Genomic DNA, 19,707 nt, shown 5'->3' with positions numbered 1-19,707 from the left:
ATGCTCATATTTAGTACCTCCAGTTTACTATTCAATTCCCAATGGCTTTTCCTTATTGAGAATGTTGTTATTCTCCTTCCTTCAAAGTGAGATCCATACCATATAACCCATAGGGTTTATAACAGAGTTTTGTATATGTATCTAAATCTTTATAATAATATGTGTATGTATTTATTTATTGAATTTTCAGAATATTAAATGTGGAAATTAATGTTGTTCATAGCATGTATTATTGTTTTGTCTAACTTAACATTTCACTGGATAAATGGTATATTCACCATATCCAATGGTAATTCTCATATATCCACTTAAACTTTTATCTATTTCTTCATTCCCCGTATCTACCATTAAAGGGCGTCCATATAATGAAGTTATCTTTTGAGATGTACTGGCTATTATAATATTATTTCTGCCCACATGTTCAATGACAGAAGGACTAATTTGATGATTTCCTCTTCCTAATATATATCCTTGGCCTCCTGTTGGAGTTAATATTAGCTTGCACTTTCTACTCTTTATTTCTTTCAATATATCTTTCTCTGTAACATCCTTCTTTACTATATTTTTATTCATTACAATATCTACTCCTAATAAGGAATTTGGTAAATTTAGGTTCTCCATAATAGCTCTTGTAGTAGTTCCTGGCCCTATTATATATAATGTATCTTCTTTCATGTTATCTATAATATCTAATGCTATTAAATTTTGATTTGCCTTTTCACTAAGAGGTGATGGTGCTTTTCTATTCTGTGTGAAATTCTTTTCGTAAGGTATATTAAGATATCCATATAATTGTGTATTTACGATTCCCTTTCTGTAAGCTTTCTCATCAATATCTAAAACTTCCACTTCATTTACTTGGCCTATTTTGCCATTTAGATATTTTTTAACTAATTCACCAGCTTTTCTAGGATTTTGAGCATATACGGGAGAATGTATTTTTACTCCTGCAGGAATACCTATTGTGACACAATCAAGTCCTACAGCAGTGAATATATCCCTAGCAGTTCCATCTCCACCAGCAAATATTAATATATCTATATTTTCCTTTATAATCTTCCTGGCTCCCTTTATTGTATCTTCACATGATGTCTTTAAATTTAAACTATTATAAACAGTTTTTGTATTAAAACCAAGGTCTTTTGCTATACTTTCACCCATTTCCCCATAAGCTGTCACTATCTGTACACTATCTTTAAACTCTAGTAATTCTACTAGTGCTTTTTTAGCTCTTATAGGTGCCTGAGGGATGGCCCCAAGCTCTATAGCTTTTTCTACCATCCCGTCAGTACCCTTTAATCCAACTCTCCCACCCATACCTGCAATGGGATTTATTATAAATCCTATCTTTTTCAATTTTTTATATTTCCTACTGATCTGAAGTCTTTCTTAGGTAAGTTCTCCAAGATAGTGCCCACTCACTAGGATCATCTAAGCCAGATTCATCCACTTGATGACAAACACTGCTATGGGGTGCAGTTTTTACAATCTCAGGATTTTCATAACACTCTTTAAATATATGTTCTAATGTGGCAATATACTCATCTAAATCTTCCTTTGACGGTGTTTCTGTAGGCTCTAATGTTATTGGTTCTGGAATATGATATGGATGATGACTAGTCCAGTAGTGCATTCCAAAATCCATCATTCTACGTTGGATATCTCCCGTAGTAATTCCCGTTTCCTCAGTTAATTTTTCAAGAGTATATCTAACCTGTTCAATTCTTTGCTTTCCTCTAATGTAAGGTGCATCTACACAATCTAACTTCATTAACTTATTAAATAAGTAATTATTATTTAATACAGCTATCTTAGCAACTTCATATAATCCTTCTGCTCCTAAACTTCTTATCCAAGAATAAGCCTTTAAAATTACTGGTGCCACACCTAAGAATAATCTAACTTTTCCTATGCTATATTCTTCATCTAAAAGATCATAACTTAGTGTATATTTATCTTCACACTTTTCAACTAATGGTCCTGGTAAGTATTTTACTAATTTTTCCACAACACCTGTAGCCCCTGAAGCTGGTCCTCCACAACCATGTGGTGTTGAGAATGTTTTATGTAGGTTAAAGAAGCACATATCAAATCCTGCCTCTTTAGCTCTTGTAACTCCTAATAATCCATTTGCATTAGCTTGGTCATATCCACAAAGACCATCGTATTCATGAACTAAAGATGTAAACTCTTTAACTTTAGGGTTATATACTCCCGTATCCTCCGGGTTGGCCACTATGAAACCTGCTGTTCTTTCATTTACTGCAGCTTTGAAAGCTTCAAAGTCTGGATATCCATTTTCATCTGGATGAATATGAATTATCTTATATCCTTTAACAGCTGGTGCTGCTGCATCAGATGGATGAGAATATACTGTAGTTATTATTTCATCTTTTATATGATCTTGACCCTTTTCTTCATGATATTTTCTAATTATAGAAGCCATAGTTAATATACCTTGACTTCCACCACCTGGTTGGAATGTAAACCTGCTCATACCGGAGATTTCTCTCATATATTCATCTGTACTATGAATTATCTCTAATATCCCCTGTACAGTGGATTCATCTTGAAGAGGGTGTAAATCTGCTATTTCAGTCATTCTTGATAATTGTTCATTTACCTTAGGGCTATACTTTACTGTACAAGTTCCCTGACCTATTTCTATATTCACATCTGCTCCTAATGTTTCTTGAGATAATCTTACATAGTGTCTAAGTACTCTTGATTGGGACATTTCAGGTAAGTTAACTGGCTCTTTTCTGTTCATACCCTCTGGTAATTTAGATACACAATCTCCTACCCTTTCTTTAATCTCGTCACAAACTTCCGGAACTAAAATTCCTCTTTCCCCTTTTTTACTTAGCTCATATATTATTGGTTCATCCCACTTTGCTTGATGGAAATTTCTAACTTTATGGCTTCTATCTATTCTCTTCATTCATCTTCACCTCTCTTATTTTGTCCTAACAACCTTCAACAATTTCTTTAATTTCATTTACCAATCTATCAATATCTTCTTTAGTGTGGATTTCTGTTACACAATAAAGGGCACATTGACCTAAATTTTGGAAATCATTAGATAAATCCTTACCACCAAAAATTCCTCTATTTAATAATTCCTTATTTACTTCCTCTACAGTTTTACCTGATTCGTTAAAGTCTACTACAAACTCTTTAAATGATACAGAGTTAAAATAACTTCCCTTAACACCTTTAATTTCATTCATTTTTTCTATAGCATATTGACTTCTTTGTAGTATTCCTTCTCCTAACTCTCTCATACCTACAGGTCCCATAGTAGCTAAGTATACTCCAGCTGTAATACCCCATAATGCCGATTGAGTTCCTACATATTCTTTTCCGTGTTCTCTATGATGTCCAAATGAAGTTCTATCATAAGCAACATCACCAAATCCATATTCACCTTCAACAGAAGTAGGTGCTAGACCAAATAATCTAGATGGGAATTCCATTACATATTTTTCTTCATCCCTAGTTGCCATAAATCCAGCTTGACCGCCACCATAATTCATATGAATTCCCAATGGTTGTAAATCTCCACAAACTATATCTGCTCCATATTGAGGTGGAGGTGTTAATAGTCCTAAAGAACTTGGGTCTACTCCAACCACACTAATAGCTCCCGCCTGATGGGCTATCTGAGATATTTTATCTCCATTTGGTTCTATTACACCTACGAATGTGGGATTTTCAAAATATACAGCAGCTGTATTATCTGAAATTTTGCCTTTTAAATCCTCTAAATCCATATAACCTGTTTCTTGGTCATATTTAACCTCTACAAGACTTATATCTGGTGAACAATAGTTTTTAATTATTAAGAACTTCTCTTTATCTAAAATTTCAGGGATTAAAACTTCTTTTTTCCCTGTAATTCTACTAGCCATTCTTATGGATGTGGCACTGGCCTGTGGGCCATCCATAGTAGGTACATTTACCACATCCATATCTACTAATTCTGCCACCATACTTTCATATTCAAATAGGGATTGGAATCTGCCATGGTCATTATATGGCTCTCCACCATATGCAGTTAAAAATTCTCCCCTAGAGTTTACTTCATCACATATGGCAGGAACATAATGTTGCGCACAACCCGCTCCTAAAAAGTTTAAGTAATCACTACAACTTTTATTTTTCTTAAGAATCCTCTCCACATGCTTCTTTAATTCATACTCTGATCTAAATGCCTTTGGTAATTTCATATTTTCTTTTAACTTTAAACTTTCTGGTACTTCATCATGTAACTCTTCTAAACTATTTAACCCAATTTCCCTTAACATTTCATTTTGAGTTTCCACATCTGAATTTGGAATATATGGGTGATTTTTAAAACCTTTGATTGCCATAAACCTTCCTCCTTATATGTAAATCTTATAATTTAAGCAATTCCTCCACCATCAACAACTAGTGCTGATCCAGTTACCCAACTAGATAAATCACTACATAAGAATAGCACTGCATTAGCTATATCTTCAGGCATACCTATTCTTGCCAATGGTCTATCTGTTCCACAGTCTTTTAAGTAAATTTCTTCACTTTCTGCATCTTTTACAAGTCCAGTTTGTACTCCCTCATCTCTTAACATGGCTGTATCCGTATCTCCTGGGTTTACACTATTTACTCTAATATTGTCTTTACCATGATCAATTGCCATAGCCCTAGTTAAATTTACGATTCCGCCTTTAACAGCGCAATAAGCAGCAGCATCGTCACCGCCCTTTAGTCCCCATCCTGATCCAGTATTAATGATACTTCCACCACCATTTTCAGCCATTATTGGTATAACAAATTTTGATAATAAATATGTTCCCTTAAGACCCACATTAATTACAAAATCCCATTCATGTTCTTCTAATTCCACAACAGTCTTTCTCACTGTTACTCCTGCATTATTGAATAATATATCTACTTTATCAAACCTATCTTTTATTTCATTTACAGTATTTTTCACATTTTCATATGATGTAACATCACACTTGAAAAATTCTGCGTATCCACCCTCTTTATTAATCTTGTCTGCTTCTTTTTTACCTTCATCATTTACATCAATCATGGCTATCTTTGCACCATGTTGGGCCAAAAGTTTTGCTGTCCCTAAGCCAATTCCAGATGCACCACCCGAAATAATAGCAACCTTCCCCTCTAAGGATAATTTGTCAATTTTCTTTTCCATATGATTACCTCCTGCCCTTACATTTAAAGTAAATTTCTTTAAAAAACCCTTTCCTTTTGAACTAAATATGTACTTTCATTTTCGTACTAAATATATAAGCATTTTCCATGCCAAAATCATTTTCCCTTTATAAAATATGATTTTAAATGGCTAACCCCTTACATATTGCCCCTTGTACTCTTCTCTCTATTTATATTCTTCCTTGAGTAAATTCATTCTTATATGATTTTTTTGACTTTTTTGGCAAATTATTTGCCAATATGTTCAAAATGTCTTATACTGTGTACAATAGAAAAATTATTGACTAGGATGTGAATAATATGCTTGCCGTAGAAGTTTTTAGTGATGACTTAAACAAAATTTTAAAGAACCTATGTCACATAGTAAATGTGGATGGGGCCATCTTTGATAAGGAAAGTAAATTGGTCACTTGTACTGAATCATATCTAGAACATAAGGGCCAAACGGTCCATGCCCCTTTTATTGAGGAAGTCATGTCAAAGGGAAAGATATTGGTTAACAATCCCGGTTCCATGAAACCTTGTATTGGATGTAGATTTAAAGAAAATTGCCCTTCTACCATCGAATTGTTAAACTGTATTAAAATTGATGACATTCCCATAGGAGTTATTTCTTTAACTGCCTTTACTAAAGATGGCCATAACAAAATCATTAAAAATCTAAGTAAATACATAGACCTACTAAATGCCATCTCCTTGTTAATATCCAAGTTTTTAGCTCAAAATTATCATTACAAAGGATCTTTAAAGTTAGATAAACTATTTAAATCTGGTCTTGATTTATCTGATGAACCCCTATTAATAAGTGATACGGTCGGCTCTATACAGTACTACAACTCATCTGCCCTGAAATTATTTAAGGTTTGTGACCACTATAAACAATCTATTCATAATTTATTTCCTGAAAAAGTAGTAAACAAAATACTAAATCAATTACCTTTACTAAATGAGTCCATGTTCTTTGACAATACATTATGGCAAATGTCTTCTACCCCTGTAAATGATAATTACCAACCTTTAGGAAGTATAATAAAGTTAACTAATAAGTATAAAGACTTAAATATCCATGATAAAAATAATGATACTTTATTTATTGATAATATAGTTGGTGAAAGTAATGAGATACATAAATTAAAAGGAAAAATAAGAAAAATTGCTAATAGTTCCTCAACTACCTTAATAACAGGAGAGACAGGTACAGGAAAAGGTCTCCTAGCAAAAACTATACATAAAATGAGTAATCGTGCTGATTTTCCCTTTGTGGCAATAAACTGTGCCAGTATTCCTGATACATTATTTGAAAGTGAACTTTTTGGCTATGAAGAAGGGGCCTTTACGGGAGCTAAAAAGGGAGGTAAAGTTGGCAAATTTGAATTGGCACAGGGGGGAACTTTATTTTTAGATGAGGTAGGAGAAATGCCCCTTCATATGCAAGCTAAGTTATTAAGGGTCCTACAAGATTACGAAATAGAACGGGTTGGAGGTATTACCTCTACTCAAATAGATGTGAGAGTCATTGCAGCTACTAACCAACATATAGAAAAGTTAATAGAAGAAAAGAAATTCAGAGCAGATTTATATTATAGATTAAATATTATTCCTATAAATATACCTTCTTTAAAAGTTAGATTAGAAGATATTACTTTGTTGTCCATGAAGTTTATAGATAAATATTCTTTAAAGTTAAATAGGCATATAGATTCCATCTCAGATGAAGTTTTGTCTGTTTTCAAATCCTACCACTGGCCTGGAAACGTTAGAGAATTGGAAAATACCATAGAATACGCCGTTAATATGTGTGATTCTTCAATAATTAATGTTAATGATTTACCTGATAAATTTATGGAACATGAAAAGTATAAAAGGGATGAAATGAAGAGTAAAGTAAAAAAATTAGAATTGGAAACAATAAGAAATACTTTAAATAAACATGGATGGGATGTAAAAGGGAAAACTGCCGCAGCCGATGAACTGGGTATTGGCCTAAGAACCTTATATAGGAAGATTAAAGACTTGCAAAACGTATGATAAAAATAAAAGTACTACCAAATTTTACTTTGGTAGTACCTGTTGTTTTTTATTTAATATTTTCAGTTACGCTGTCAAACAACTCAGCGCCAAATTCATCCTTAATCTCTGGCCAAACTGTTTCTCTAACTTTCTTTGCAAAATTTGCAAGTTCTTCATCTGTAAATTCTATTACCTTTATTCCTTCTTCTTTTAATTTATTCTCAAATTCCTTTTGATCTGCCTCGGCAGTTTCATAACGCTTTTCTTCTAATTTTAGTCCTATCTCTTCAAGCATTTTCTTCTCATCATCAGAAAGGTCATTCCATACATCTAAACTCATGTATAAGTACCACATTTCAAAGTGGTCATTTAAAGGAAGATAACATTTTGTAACATCTCTAAAACTTGAGTAATACCCTTCAGCTCCTGAGCCAATAGCCCCATCAACTATACCTGTCTGCATTGCTGTGAAAGCTTCAGCGTAAGGGATTGGTGTTGCCATATATCCTAATGCTTCAGCAGTAGCTTCATATGACTTTATTCCTGGCACTCTTATTTTCATGTTTTGGGATACCTGAAGATTTGCTGGATCTTTAGGTTCCTTAGCTAAAGCAATCCCACCAAAATATACTGGATATGATGCTATAACCTTAATTCCCTGCTTTTCGAATTTTTCTTCTATAGCATTAATCAACACACCGTCTCTTTTAAATAGTTCTCTAGCTTCATCCCAATTAGTTGCCAAATAAGGAGCACTACTAATACCTAAAGACTTATCTACATTTGTACCAGCAGGTGCCAATTGCATCTCAATATCAGCCATACCAACACGCTCTTGAACAACGTTGTAGTCTCCAAGTTGACTGGATGGATAAATTTCAATTTCGATTAATCCATCACTAGCTTCTTTAACATTATTTACAAACTCTGTAACATCATTATCTACAACTGTTCCCTTAGGTCTAACGTGACCAATTTTCCATTTTCTTGCTTTTGATTCCTTATTTTCTCCACCGGCCGATGTACTTGATGTACATCCTGTTATGCTCGTTATTAATAACACCATAGAAACAATAATTAAACTCATTTTCTTAAATATCTTCATTTTCATCCTCCTTAAATTAAATTCTTCATAAACCACACCCTGTATATATTTACCTATACCTCCTTTTTAAAAATTTTTCATACCACCTACTGGAAATAGAATTCAGTAATTTATGTAATTAATTGTACTTTTATAATAATCCCATTAACCTTGGAAGGTATAAAGAAAGTTCTGGTATAAATGTTGTTAATATAACTACTGGAAGATATCCTAATAATAGGAAAACCATTGTTGGTGTTACAATTTCTTTAAATTCACACTTACCTATACGCATACCCAAATATAGAATACTTGCATAAGGTGGAGTAACACCGCCCATTGCAAGATTAACACCCATTATAGCTGCAAAATGTATTGGACTAATACCCAGTTTAGTAACTAAAGGAAGCAATAGCGGTGCAACTAAAATCATTCCCGTAGCATCGTTTACAATCATACCAACAAAGAATAAAAATATGTTTATAATGATGAGCATGATTATCTTACTATCTGTCAAGTTGAAAAATATCTCAATTATGGCTTGAGGTACTCTTAACATTACATAGGTCTGACTAAGCATCAAAGTGAAAATAATCATGGTCATTATGGCACCAACTGAAGTAGCTGATTCACCAACAAGCTTGTAGAAATTATCAAACTTTAATTCTCTATAAATGAAAAATCCTACAGGAATAGATAATACACAAGCAACCCCTGCTGCTTCAGCGGGAGTAAAAATACCACCATAGATACCACCCAAAATAATCACAGGCATTGCAATAGCCGGTAAAGCTACTCGCATTCTCTTTAATAGTATTTTTCGCTTTTCTGAAGACTCAAGTGGTGGTTCTAAAACAATATTGGGCATTTTTTTTGCCCAGATAAGATTAATAATAGAAAATGTAACTACGATTGCTAATCCTGGACCTACTGTTGAAAGGAAACAAGCCAATATTGATGTTTCTGTAACCCATCCGTATAGAATCATGATTACACTTGGAGGAATCAATAATCCTAAAATTGATGAAACTGTTACCAATGCAGTTGCATATCCTCTAGGATAGCCCTTATCCACCATTCTAGGAATCAAGATTGGGCCTGTTGCTGCCACACCAGTAAATCCACTACCTGAGATAGCTCCAATAAAAGCACATGTTGCTACTGCTACAACACCAATTCCACCTTTAATTCGGCCTACAAAACTATCTGCAAGGTTAAGGAGACGTTTAGCTATACCACTTCCACCCATAAGGGTTCCTGCAAGTACAAAAAGTGGACTAGCAAGAAGAATTGGACTTATCATCTGATTAAATGCCCATAACATCATACTTTTCATGGAAACTCCTCCGAATATGGACATAAACATAAGGGCTCCACCAAAACAATAGGGCAATGGTACACTCAACATAAGGAGCAATACCAGCAATATAACATCTAAAAGTACAATAGTTAACATTAGCTCAACTCCTCCTTTTCTTTTCTCAAACTACGTGCAAATATTTGAATATAATCAACTAGTTCAACAGCTGTATAAATTGTCATTAAAGTAAGTCCTATGAATAAAGCACTCTCTCCAAAAAATAATGGTACTTTAACAAGATCAGTATATTTCCAAACTTTTAGTGAATATAAAAAATACCAGTAAGACCAATATGTAAGCCATAAACTTACCCCTAATGATACGAGGGCCTTTGTAATATTAAAAATTTGCATGGTTCTTTCTCGTTTTATATAAAGGGTGAGAATACCACAGGAAATATGGTTCCGTTCTAAGGATGCATTGGCTCCTCCTAGCATATAGAGCCATATAATAGGATAAATCATAAGTTCTTCAATCCCCATAAGCGGAACACGAAAAACATATCTCAGTAATACCTGAATAAAAACCATGAATGGTAATATAATCATTATGATAAAAGTTAATTTTGCCTGCAATCTAGTCAAATTTTTCCATATACTTCTTATTGCAGAATTAGGTCCCATTAATTTTCCTCCTTTTTCTAATATTTAAACATATTTCTTGATATATATATGAATCTTAATGTATGCCCCAAATAAGTTAGTAGCTTCCTTGGGGTAGGCAGAATGCATTCTCCCTATAATTAAGATTTTTTTAGTTGTCCTTAATTTTTACTTAAAGAGCCCTGAATTTTGTTGTGATTTGTAGTATACTAAACTAGATGGAATAAGAGATTAAGATAGTTCCCATATGTCTAGTAAAATTCTTATAATCTAGCAAGGGTGCTGCAACACCCCTGCTTAAATTCTAATGGATTAAATGAAGGTAATTCTTAAATAATTAAATTAATGAATTTTTAAACTTATGCTAATGCTATCTTTCCTCTTATTCCTGTCTCTACATAACTCATCATCTCTTCTACTGTCATGTCTGAAAGACCAAGGCTTTCAACGGTTCTTCCTGTTTTTGTAAAATCCTTATCAAGAAGTTGCTCACCTAATTTTACTATAGTTTCCATTCTACTTACATCTAGCCCTAGCATCTTACCTAAGGATACTATTGGTACTAATCCCATTGGTATATCTTCTAAAACATATCGAGTATTTAAACTTTTTTGTCCTTTTACACCTCCATATGCTTCATTTTTCTTAACAGCTTCACTTAAGGTTGGTGCTTCTGCGTTGTAATAAATTTTATAATTTTCAAGTACATCTACTGAATTCAAACCTAAAGCCTTTACTATGGACAGCCTTTCCTTATCCATTTCTTCTACATATTTACCAATAGATGGTGTAATCCCATCCCAATAATATAACCAGTCATGTACAGATTCAATGAGAGAAGTATTTAATAAAGTAGGTGCAGGATGCATCATGGCATTAAGGTTACCTAAGCTTATTTCCATAACATTAGATCCTGGATACATTTGTGGATATGCAGTGTTTAACAACTCCACAACCATTTCTGTTTTATTTGCAGGAATAGCCGCTGTCTTTAATGATCCTTTTATGCCTAATATATTTACATGGCCTGGTTTTACAGAGCGGCAAGCATAAATCAATGATTCCGTCTCGGCTATAACTACATTAGACGTACAATTTTCTTCCTCTAATACTTGCTTAAATTCCAACGCCCCAAAAGTTGAACCTGGATGTAAAACAACCACTTGGCCATCTTTTAAATGAGGTGCACAGTCTTTAGCTATGGCCCTATGGGCTAGTGCTGGTGCAACGACTATTATAATATCTGCACCATCAAGGACTTCATTGATTTTAGTAGTAGCGAATTCAAGTTTTCCAAAACCTTCAACTTCACCCTCTACTTTAATTCCTCCTTGTGATTTGATAGCTTCAATGGTATCTGGAAAAATATCATATAACCTAACAGGAAAACCCATTATACCCATATGTCCTGCCATTGATTGACCGCCATTTCCACCACCTATTATTGCCCATGTTAATTTTTCTTGTTCCTTTGTTTTCACTATCCTCTCTCCCTTCTGAATTTTAATGTATCATTAACTTTAAAATTAATATTTTTTAAAGACTAAAACAATTGTCCTACAACTAGACTATTCATATATTTGTATTTATATTACGGTATTTTTCTGAATATTACAACAATTGATAATAACTTAACACATTTCAATTTTTTGGATGTTGTTACAAATATAGCAAGTGTAACAGGAATTAATTTCCATGAACTAATCACGATTACTTCACTTTATCATGTTAAAGTGTTATATGATCTGTATTTTTTCTAATGCCATTTCAGGTAATTTTCTCTATTTTATAGGTATATTTTTCATTTTTTCTCATTTTATTTGACTACTTAGTAGTTTTTTTAACAATCTTATGTTTTTTATAATTTTTCTTTTGCCTCTAGCTAACATATGAGTATATTCTCTTAAAATCATTCTATGTAAGTAAAAAAAGGCACTACCAAATTTTACTTTGGTAGTACCCATTGTTTTTATCTAAATATTTTTTCTCTTATAATAGTTTGCTTTCTCTTTGGACCAACAGAAACAATCTTAACTGGAACTTCTAGTATTTCTTCTATTCTATTTAAATAGTTTTTAGCATTCTCAGGAAGTTCATCAAATGACTCACAATTAGTAATGTCTTCATGCCAACCATCTAACTCTTCATATACAGGTTCACACTTTGCAAGTACATCTAAGCTTGCTGGGAAATGGTTAATAATCTTATCCCCAATCTTATATCCTGTACATATTTTAACCTTATCAAATCCAGTTAAAACGTCTAATAACATGATAGACATGGCAGTAAGACCGTTAACTCTAGCTGCATACTTAACCATAACAGCATCGAACCAACCACATCTTCTAGGTCTACCTGTAACAGTTCCAAATTCATTTCCTGCTACTCTAATCTTTTCTCCCGTTTCATTGTCCTCTTCTGTTACACAAGGTCCCTTTCCTACTCTTGTAGTATAAGCCTTTACAATTCCTAATACTTCTTCAATCATATTAGGTCCAATTCCAGCTCCTATTGGGAATCCTCCTGAAGTAGGATGAGAACTAGTTACGTACGGGTACGTTCCTAAATCTATATCTAATAATGTACCTTGAGCACCTTCAAATAATACTTTTTTATCTGCCTTAACTGCATCGTATACAGTTACAGTAGTATCATCTACGTACTTTCTTATCTTTTCTGCATATGCTAAATAGTCTTCTACGATTTTATTAGCATCTAGCTTTTCTCCATCATAGATTTTCTCTATTATCTCATTTTTCTTTTCAATTTGACCTCTTAATTTTGCCTCAAAAGTGTCCGTATCCATCATATCGCAAATTCTTAAACCACTTCTCTCAACCTTGTCCATGTAACATGGTCCGATTCCATTTTTAGTAGTTCCAATCTTGCTTTTACCTCTTTTGTTTTCAGCTAATTCATCTAGCTTCTTGTGATAAGGGAATATTACGTGAGCTCTATCACTAATCTTAATGTTATCTGCACTCACACCTTGTCCTTCTAGAGTTTCTACTTCCTTTAAGAAACCTTCTGGATCAAATACAACTCCATTACCTATTATGTTTATACAATCTTTATATAAAATTCCTGATGGTATTAAACGAAGAGCATATTTTTGGTCTCCAACAACTACAGTGTGACCTGCATTGTTTCCACCTTGAGCTCTCACTACTACATCAGATTCTCCTGCTAAATAATCTATAATTTTTCCTTTTCCTTCGTCTCCCCATTGAGCACCAACAATTACTACTGTTGACATGTACTCCACCTACCTTTGTAGTTTTTTTAATGCGAACATACACATAACATATTATCAAATTGTATGTATATAGTCAAATATATTTTGTACATTTCCATATTTTTATTCGTAATAAAAAAGGCATACTACCTATGCGACCTTAAGCAACCCTATGGTTCCTTTCGACGATTACTAGCGTAATCTGAGCATCCTCCTTTAAAGAGGCAAGGGAATTCTTTCCCCACACCCCCTTACTTTTTTACTTACTAGAGAATTATAATTCTCTAGTAAGTAAAAAAGAGATGCTTAAGCATCCCTCTTATTATTCACCTTTAGCTTCAAAGTGCTTATTTAATTGCTCTACTAATTCATCTGCACTTATTCCGTGAACGTTAGCAGCATCACCGATGCTTTCCATTGTAGCACCCGGTCATCCTAAGCAGTGAAGACCAAACTTCATGAAAATTGGCGCAGTTTCTCTATCCATTTGTAGAACTTGTGCAACCATCATATCTTTAGTTACCTTTGCCATAGTACTTCCTCCTTTATGTATATCTATTTTACATTTAATTATACCATTTTTTTTATAAATCAAACACTTTAATATTATTATAATGCCATATTTTCTTGGGATGATTTTATTTCTTCATATTTTTCCTTCGTTATTTCCATATGAATGTATTTTACCAACTTACTGCCTCTTTTATACTTAAAATATTTTTTATATTCTCCATACTTCTCATGAGTAAATAATTCAGAATTTTGATCTTCAAATAATTCATACTTTTCACCAAGTATTTTGAATCCACAACTCTCATAACACTTTAAACCTCTTTTGTTATATTCAGCTACTCTAAGTTTTAATTTTTTCATATTCATATTATAAAAATAATATTCCATAAACTTTAATATGGCACTTCTTCCATATTTTTTATTCATTTGAGCAGGGTCTAGAACTATGCCTAGTTCACTGCTTCTACTGAATAGTTTAATGTTTCTTATGGACATGTATCCTACTATTTCTCTCTCTTCATTTTCTACAACAAAATTTCTTCTTCCCATTTTCTTTGTTCTTTCATAAAACCATCTATCACAATCGCGCTCACTCATATGAGGAAAATTATAATGAAAAAAAAGAGGGTTTTCATGTTTTGTCCACTTAACCATCACACTTACATCTTCCCTCGTCATACTTCTTATATAAACTATTTTGTCCATATTGTCCCCCCTTGATACCACTCCTATTCTGATTGTATGCCATTTGAAATAAAAAAATACACCCTTTTATCTTTTATATTCTTATTCTTCTCTGCAAAATCCTTTTTAATTTATAATGTAAACCATATTAATACTACATTTATGTGGACCTATTTCTGTTCCATAAATCAAAAGTACTTTCTCTATAGATATACTTCTTTCAAAATCAATAAATTTTAGCTACCTACAAGTTGAAATAAGTTCAATAATTTTTGAAAAGGTGGAACATCAGAACATCCTATGCTGTAAACAATTTTGAACCTTCTATACTGGCTATACGATTTGTACTCTCTAGTCTGATAGTGACTTCCTTTGAAAAAATTTTGAACTTATTGAGACGAAGTAGGTTCACATTAGTTTAGCTTGGACATAGTTTATTTATATTTAATGTTTCACGTGAAACGATTAGATATTTATTTACTTTAAAAGCTCATAAAAAAAAGCCCATAAATATGGGCTTTTTACTACTTTACTTCTTCTAATAAATTTTTAAATTCATGAAGATGCTTAATCTCTTCTTTTATAAGTCTTCTTAAAGTCTTTTGAGTTAACTCTTCTTTAGTGTGTTTTAAAACAGTTTCATAAAATAATATGGAATCCTTTTCTGCTTGTATTCCCATCTTAATCACATCTGCAGGAGTTGTTACTAATGAAATAGCTCCTCCTGTCACATTATTCACGTTAAATACTGAAGTTTCACTAATGGCCGTTAGGTAAGCCGTTGTTTCTTTGTCAAAAGAATTAACATCCACATTTAAAGACTTTTCTTTAACTCTCTCATATATTCTTTGGAAAGTTACCATATGTTCCATTTCTTCATCTGCTAGATGTTCAAACATTTCTCTAACATCTAAGTCTTTAAACTTTTCAGCTGCACTTTTATAAAAATTATATCCTGTTTCTTCAATGCCTTTTGCTATTTTTAAAACTTCCAACTCATTTAAATTAGAAAAAATCATTGTTATCCATCCCCCAATTATTCATGATATCTGTCTAAATCAGCAAACTTTGTGAACTGACCCAACCAAGCTAGCTCTACAGTTCCTGTAGAACCATTACGTTGTTTTGCTATAATAACTTCACCTATATTTTTTTTCTCCGAATCTGCATGATAATATTCATCCCTATATAAGAACATTACTATATCCGCATCCTGTTCTATGGCTCCAGATTCTCTCAGATCCGAAAGTATTGGTCTATGGTCTGCTCTTAATTCAGGTGCACGAGATAGCTGGGATAAGGCTATAACAGGACAATCCATTTCCCTTGCTAACCCCTTTAATGCTCTAGATATATTAGAAATTTCCTGCTGTCTACTTTCCCCTTCACCAGTCATAAGTTGCAGGTAATCTATTAATACTAGGTCTAGTCCCTTCTCCATTTTAAGTCTTCTACATTTTGCTCTCATTTCCATTACACTTATACCTGGAGTATCATCTATAAAAACCTGTGCCTCTGATAGTGGTCCCATGGCACGAGCTAATCTTGGCCATTCTTCTTCTGTTAAATCACCAGTTCTTATCTTTTGTATCTCTATTAATGATTCGGCACTAAGCATACGTTGGACCAACTGATCCTTTGCCATCTCCAGACTGAATACAGCAACAGATGCTCCACCTTTTATGGCAGCATTTTGTGCCACATTCAGGGAGAATGCCGTTTTTCCCATACTAGGTCTTGCTGCAATTAGTATTAAATCGGATTTTTGAAGACCAGAAGTCTTTCTATCTATATCCGTGAATCCAGAAGTAAGCCCTGTAATTCCACCTTTATTTTCATACAATTCTTCTATCTGGTTGAAAGTACCTAATAATATATCTTTTATGGCACTAAATCCATCTTGATTTCTCTTTTGAGATATGTCAAATATACTTTTTTCAGCCACATCTAAAATTTTCATAACATCTTCATCTGCACTATATCCCTTATCAAGGATTTCAGAAGAAGCTTTTATAAGTCTTCTTAAAATAGATTTTTCTTCTACTATTTGTGCATAGTATTTTACGTTAGTAGTAGTAGGCACCGCATCAGAAAGGCTAGTCAAATAAGTTATTCCACCAATTGGCTCTAACATATTTCTTTGTATAAGAGCCTCTGATAGGGTAACTAGATCTACTGGTTCATCCTTTTTATAAAGATCTATTATGGCTGCATAAATTTGGCCATGAGACTCCCTATAAAAATCGTCCCACCTTAAAATTTCTGCCACTGTGATTATAGCTTCTTTATCTAGTATCATAGAACCTAATACAGATTGTTCTGCATCCATATTATGTGGTGGTATTCTTCCTAAGCTTTCCATTTAGTTCCCCTTTCTATAATGGGGACGGTTTTAGAAATCATATTCCTTAGACCATCCCCATCTTCCATACATATAAACAACTTCCAGTTTTATTTATTCTATAAATTCCTATGGTTTAGAGCTAAAGGTTTCAAGCTTAGCTCTTTTAACTCTAAACACTAAGCTCTTAATTCTAAACAAAATCCTTAAGCTTCTAAAACCTGTACACTAAGTTTTGCTACTACCTTAGGATGTAACTTTACTTCCACAATAGTCACTCCCAATGTTCTGATAGCATCATCTAACTTAATTTTTCTTTTATCAACTTTAATTCCATGATTCTTATTTAATTCTGTAGCAATATCTTTAGCAGTTATAGAACCAAATAATTTTCCACCATTTCCTGCTTTAGATTTTAAAACAATTTTTAATTCTTCTATTTTAGCTGACAATTCCTTAGCTGCTTGAAATTCTTCTTCTTTCTTTCTATCTTCTGCAGCATTTTGTCTTTCTAATATCTTCATATTTCCACTAGTAGCTTCTTTAGCCAATCCTCTTGGAATTAAATAATTTCTTGCATGGCCATCACTAGCATTTATTACTTGGCCCTTTTTACCTGTTCCCTTTATATCTTTTAATAAAATTACTTTCATTCATCTTCACCTTCCTCAAAATATTGGTCGATAGACTCTTCAAGCTTTTCTATCGCTTGTTCTAGATTCACCTGTGAAAGCTGTGCCCCTGCAACTGTAAGGTGGCCTCCGCCTCCTAATTTTTCTAGTATTACTTGCACATTTATATCTCCAAGGGACCTTCCACTTATTATGATTTCATCATCCCCTCTATAACCTAATACAAAGGATGCTATTATGCCCTTTATATTTAATAGTTCATCAGCAGCTTGGGCGGCTACTAATGCTGGGTCTTGTATATCCCTTGGGCAAATGGATAATGCAATTTGCCTTCCTATATCCCTTGCATTTTTCACTACCTCAGCCCTTGCCACAAAAGTGTTTAAATCGTCTTGGAAGAATTGTTTTACATTTGTAGTATCTGCCCCGGCACGCCTTAGATAAGAAGCTGCTTCAAAGGTACGTACTCCCGTTTTAAATGTAAAGTTCTTCGTATCAACTGTTATTCCTGCAAGCAAACTTTCTGCATCTAATTTACCTATATTTATTTTGTCATTCATATATTGAAGGATTTCAGTCACCAATTCACAAGTGGATGAAGCATAGGGTTCTAAATATTTTAAAACTGTATTGTCTATGAACTCTGCCCCTCTTCTGTGATGGTCTATTAAAACTATTTTATTTGATTTAAGTAGAACCTCTGGACACTGAGTAAAACTTGGTCTATGTGTGTCTACTACTACAATTAATGTGTCTTTAGATACCATATCTAACAATTGATCATTTGTAATAAAATTATAATTATTACTTTCTACTAACTCATCATGAAGTATTTTAATCCCTGCATTACTTTTATTAAATACTATATAAGCATCTTTTCCTCTGTTTTTAGCAGCCCTATATACACCTACAGCAGCTCCTAAGCTATCCATATCTGGGAACTTATGTCCCATAATTACTACTTCCTTTGCTTCATCTATAAGCTGCCTTAAAGCATGGGCTATAACACGAGCCTTTACTTTATTTCTCTTTTCTACAGCCTTAGTTTTTCCGCCATAAAATTCAATTAAGTCCTCTCTCTTTACAACGGCTTGATCACCACCACGACCTAATGCTAAATCAAGGGCAGCCCTAGCATATTCTCTAGTTTCAGTAAAAGTCTTGCCTCTAAGACCAACACCTATACTTAAAGTTACAGGAATTGTATTTCCTGCCTCTATTTCTCTTATTTCATCTAGTATGGTAAACTTTCTAGCCTCTAATGTATCCACATTTTGTCTTTCCATAAATACTATATATTTATCCTTTTGGTATTTCTGAACAATCCCATTCATCTTAGAACACCAAAGGTTTATTCTTCTATCTATTTCTGCTATCATAAGGGGTTTATTTTCTTCATTTACGTTGTTAAGCACATCATCATAGTTATCTACTTCTATGATTAATACACTAGGTTTTTCATTATAATAAACTTCCATTAGATTATTATAATCTGTAACATCTACCCAATAAAGCATTATGATATATCTTCTATCATGCTCTTTATCAGTTTTTACAATATTATATAATAGATTATAGCATCTATCTTCAATTATTACCTTGTTATATTTTTCTTTTTCTCTCAATACATGGTCTAATTTAAAGTCTGGTATTATATTTTCAATATTCTTTTCTAATAAATCATCACATTTAAACATATTTGAAAAGTTCTTATTATACCATATTATTTCGCCATCGAATTCAACTACAGTAAGTGGTGTAGGGGAATTTAGTATGGCATGCCTAGTTACAGAATCCATATCAGAAGATAAATCTTCCACATATTTTGTCCATAATTGTTTTCTGTCATATTGAATTTTTATATTATGGTATATTAAATAAGCCACTAATAATAAGCCAAATATGCCTATTATACGATTATAATAGGCTATTATTATTACAAGGAAAGATATGATCCATAAGTGAAGTTTTGTATCTGGAGTCAAAATCTTCATTAATAGGTTTTTTCTCATAATACTAGACACTC

Annotated in this window: 16 protein-coding genes; 1 reads left to right on the top strand and 15 read right to left on the bottom strand. The window is 33.1% G+C overall.

The genetic code is table 11. The features are described from left to right. Positions 1–246 precede the first annotated feature (246 nt). From CCE28_RS15410 to CCE28_RS15395, 4 genes are read right to left on the bottom strand one after another with little or no spacing between them, the layout of a single operon-like run. Positions 247–1,356 carry an ATP-NAD kinase family protein gene (locus CCE28_RS15410; RefSeq protein WP_095134618.1) on the bottom strand — a complete coding sequence of 370 codons (1,110 nt, stop codon included), beginning with the start codon at positions 1,354–1,356 and terminating at the stop codon, positions 247–249. Positions 1,357–1,369: 13 nt separating this feature from the next. Further along, complete coding sequence (gene gcvPB, locus CCE28_RS15405) at positions 1,370–2,941, bottom strand: aminomethyl-transferring glycine dehydrogenase subunit GcvPB (protein ID WP_095134617.1); 1,572 nt, start codon at positions 2,939–2,941, stop codon at positions 1,370–1,372. A gap of 25 nt (positions 2,942–2,966) precedes the next feature. Then, positions 2,967–4,373 (bottom strand): aminomethyl-transferring glycine dehydrogenase subunit GcvPA, encoded by a 1,407-nt coding sequence (gene gcvPA, locus CCE28_RS15400; RefSeq protein ID WP_176461857.1) that lies wholly within the window; start codon positions 4,371–4,373, stop codon positions 2,967–2,969. 32 nt (positions 4,374–4,405) lie between these two features. Beyond that, positions 4,406–5,200, bottom strand: a complete 795-nt coding sequence (locus CCE28_RS15395; protein WP_095134616.1) for an SDR family NAD(P)-dependent oxidoreductase — start codon at positions 5,198–5,200, stop codon at positions 4,406–4,408. 320 nt (positions 5,201–5,520) lie between these two features. Between CCE28_RS15395 and CCE28_RS15390 the strand changes: the two genes are divergently transcribed. Further along, positions 5,521–7,248: a sigma-54 interaction domain-containing protein gene (locus CCE28_RS15390; protein ID WP_095134615.1), complete on the top strand. Its 1,728-nt coding sequence runs from the start codon at positions 5,521–5,523 to the stop codon at positions 7,246–7,248. A gap of 49 nt (positions 7,249–7,297) precedes the next feature. Here the strand turns inward: CCE28_RS15390 and dctP are convergent, their stop codons facing one another. From dctP to CCE28_RS15335, 11 genes are all read right to left on the bottom strand, one after another. Continuing rightward, positions 7,298–8,335 carry a TRAP transporter substrate-binding protein DctP gene (gene dctP, locus CCE28_RS15385; RefSeq protein ID WP_176461856.1) on the bottom strand — a complete coding sequence of 346 codons (1,038 nt, stop codon included), beginning with the start codon at positions 8,333–8,335 and terminating at the stop codon, positions 7,298–7,300. Between the two features lie 130 nt (positions 8,336–8,465). Next, positions 8,466–9,770, bottom strand: a complete 1,305-nt coding sequence (locus CCE28_RS15380) for a TRAP transporter large permease (protein ID WP_095134613.1) — start codon at positions 9,768–9,770, stop codon at positions 8,466–8,468. After that, complete coding sequence (locus CCE28_RS15375; protein WP_095134612.1) at positions 9,770–10,297, bottom strand: TRAP transporter small permease; 528 nt, start codon at positions 10,295–10,297, stop codon at positions 9,770–9,772. Before CCE28_RS15375 ends, CCE28_RS15380 begins: the two co-directional genes overlap by 1 nt. 338 nt (positions 10,298–10,635) lie before the next feature. Further along, positions 10,636–11,757 carry an NAD/NADP-dependent octopine/nopaline dehydrogenase family protein gene (locus CCE28_RS15370; protein WP_095134611.1) on the bottom strand — a complete coding sequence of 374 codons (1,122 nt, stop codon included), beginning with the start codon at positions 11,755–11,757 and terminating at the stop codon, positions 10,636–10,638. A 488-nt stretch (positions 11,758–12,245) separates the two neighbouring features. Beyond that, positions 12,246–13,532, bottom strand: coding sequence for an adenylosuccinate synthase (locus CCE28_RS15365; protein ID WP_095134610.1), 1,287 nt, complete (start codon positions 13,530–13,532; stop codon positions 12,246–12,248). A 409-nt stretch (positions 13,533–13,941) separates the two neighbouring features. Next, positions 13,942–14,043, bottom strand: a complete 102-nt coding sequence (locus tag CCE28_RS23110; protein ID WP_330396870.1) for a DUF1858 domain-containing protein — start codon at positions 14,041–14,043, stop codon at positions 13,942–13,944. Positions 14,044–14,120: 77 nt separating this feature from the next. After that, positions 14,121–14,729 (bottom strand): GNAT family N-acetyltransferase, encoded by a 609-nt coding sequence (locus tag CCE28_RS15355; RefSeq protein ID WP_095134608.1) that lies wholly within the window; start codon positions 14,727–14,729, stop codon positions 14,121–14,123. 503 nt (positions 14,730–15,232) lie between these two features. Then, positions 15,233–15,727, bottom strand: coding sequence for a ferritin family protein (locus CCE28_RS15350; protein ID WP_095134607.1), 495 nt, complete (start codon positions 15,725–15,727; stop codon positions 15,233–15,235). A gap of 17 nt (positions 15,728–15,744) precedes the next feature. Next, positions 15,745–17,070, bottom strand: coding sequence for a replicative DNA helicase (dnaB, locus tag CCE28_RS15345; protein ID WP_095134606.1), 1,326 nt, complete (start codon positions 17,068–17,070; stop codon positions 15,745–15,747). Positions 17,071–17,255: 185 nt separating this feature from the next. Continuing rightward, positions 17,256–17,702: a 50S ribosomal protein L9 gene (gene rplI / locus CCE28_RS15340; protein ID WP_095134605.1), complete on the bottom strand. Its 447-nt coding sequence runs from the start codon at positions 17,700–17,702 to the stop codon at positions 17,256–17,258. Beyond that, complete coding sequence (locus tag CCE28_RS15335) at positions 17,699–19,693, bottom strand: DHH family phosphoesterase (RefSeq protein ID WP_095134604.1); 1,995 nt, start codon at positions 19,691–19,693, stop codon at positions 17,699–17,701. The genes rplI and CCE28_RS15335 overlap by 4 nt, the downstream gene beginning before the upstream one ends. Positions 19,694–19,707: the final 14 nt, after the last annotated feature.

Source organism: Anaeromicrobium sediminis (genome assembly GCF_002270055.1).
GTDB lineage: Bacteria > Bacillota > Clostridia > Peptostreptococcales > Thermotaleaceae > Anaeromicrobium > Anaeromicrobium sediminis.
Note: the sequence above shows the minus strand (reverse complement) of the source record. Positions and strands in the feature narration are given on the sequence as shown.

Coding starts and splice junctions, on each gene's coding strand:
- CCE28_RS15355 (WP_095134608.1), bottom strand. CDS start 14,729: ATGGACAAAATAGTTTATATAAGAAGTATGACGAGGGAAGATGTAAGT.
- gcvPA (WP_176461857.1), bottom strand. CDS start 4,373: ATGGCAATCAAAGGTTTTAAAAATCACCCATATATTCCAAATTCAGAT.
- CCE28_RS15375 (WP_095134612.1), bottom strand. CDS start 10,297: ATGGGACCTAATTCTGCAATAAGAAGTATATGGAAAAATTTGACTAGA.
- CCE28_RS15390 (WP_095134615.1), top strand. CDS start 5,521: ATGCTTGCCGTAGAAGTTTTTAGTGATGACTTAAACAAAATTTTAAAG.
- rplI (WP_095134605.1), bottom strand. CDS start 17,702: ATGAAAGTAATTTTATTAAAAGATATAAAGGGAACAGGTAAAAAGGGC.
- CCE28_RS15395 (WP_095134616.1), bottom strand. CDS start 5,200: ATGGAAAAGAAAATTGACAAATTATCCTTAGAGGGGAAGGTTGCTATT.
- dctP (WP_176461856.1), bottom strand. CDS start 8,335: ATGAAGATATTTAAGAAAATGAGTTTAATTATTGTTTCTATGGTGTTA.
- gcvPB (WP_095134617.1), bottom strand. CDS start 2,941: ATGAAGAGAATAGATAGAAGCCATAAAGTTAGAAATTTCCATCAAGCA.
- CCE28_RS15350 (WP_095134607.1), bottom strand. CDS start 15,727: ATGATTTTTTCTAATTTAAATGAGTTGGAAGTTTTAAAAATAGCAAAA.
- CCE28_RS23110 (WP_330396870.1), bottom strand. CDS start 14,043: ATGGCAAAGGTAACTAAAGATATGATGGTTGCACAAGTTCTACAAATG.
- CCE28_RS15380 (WP_095134613.1), bottom strand. CDS start 9,770: ATGTTAACTATTGTACTTTTAGATGTTATATTGCTGGTATTGCTCCTT.
- CCE28_RS15365 (WP_095134610.1), bottom strand. CDS start 13,532: ATGTCAACAGTAGTAATTGTTGGTGCTCAATGGGGAGACGAAGGAAAA.
- dnaB (WP_095134606.1), bottom strand. CDS start 17,070: ATGGAAAGCTTAGGAAGAATACCACCACATAATATGGATGCAGAACAA.
- CCE28_RS15335 (WP_095134604.1), bottom strand. CDS start 19,693: ATGAGAAAAAACCTATTAATGAAGATTTTGACTCCAGATACAAAACTT.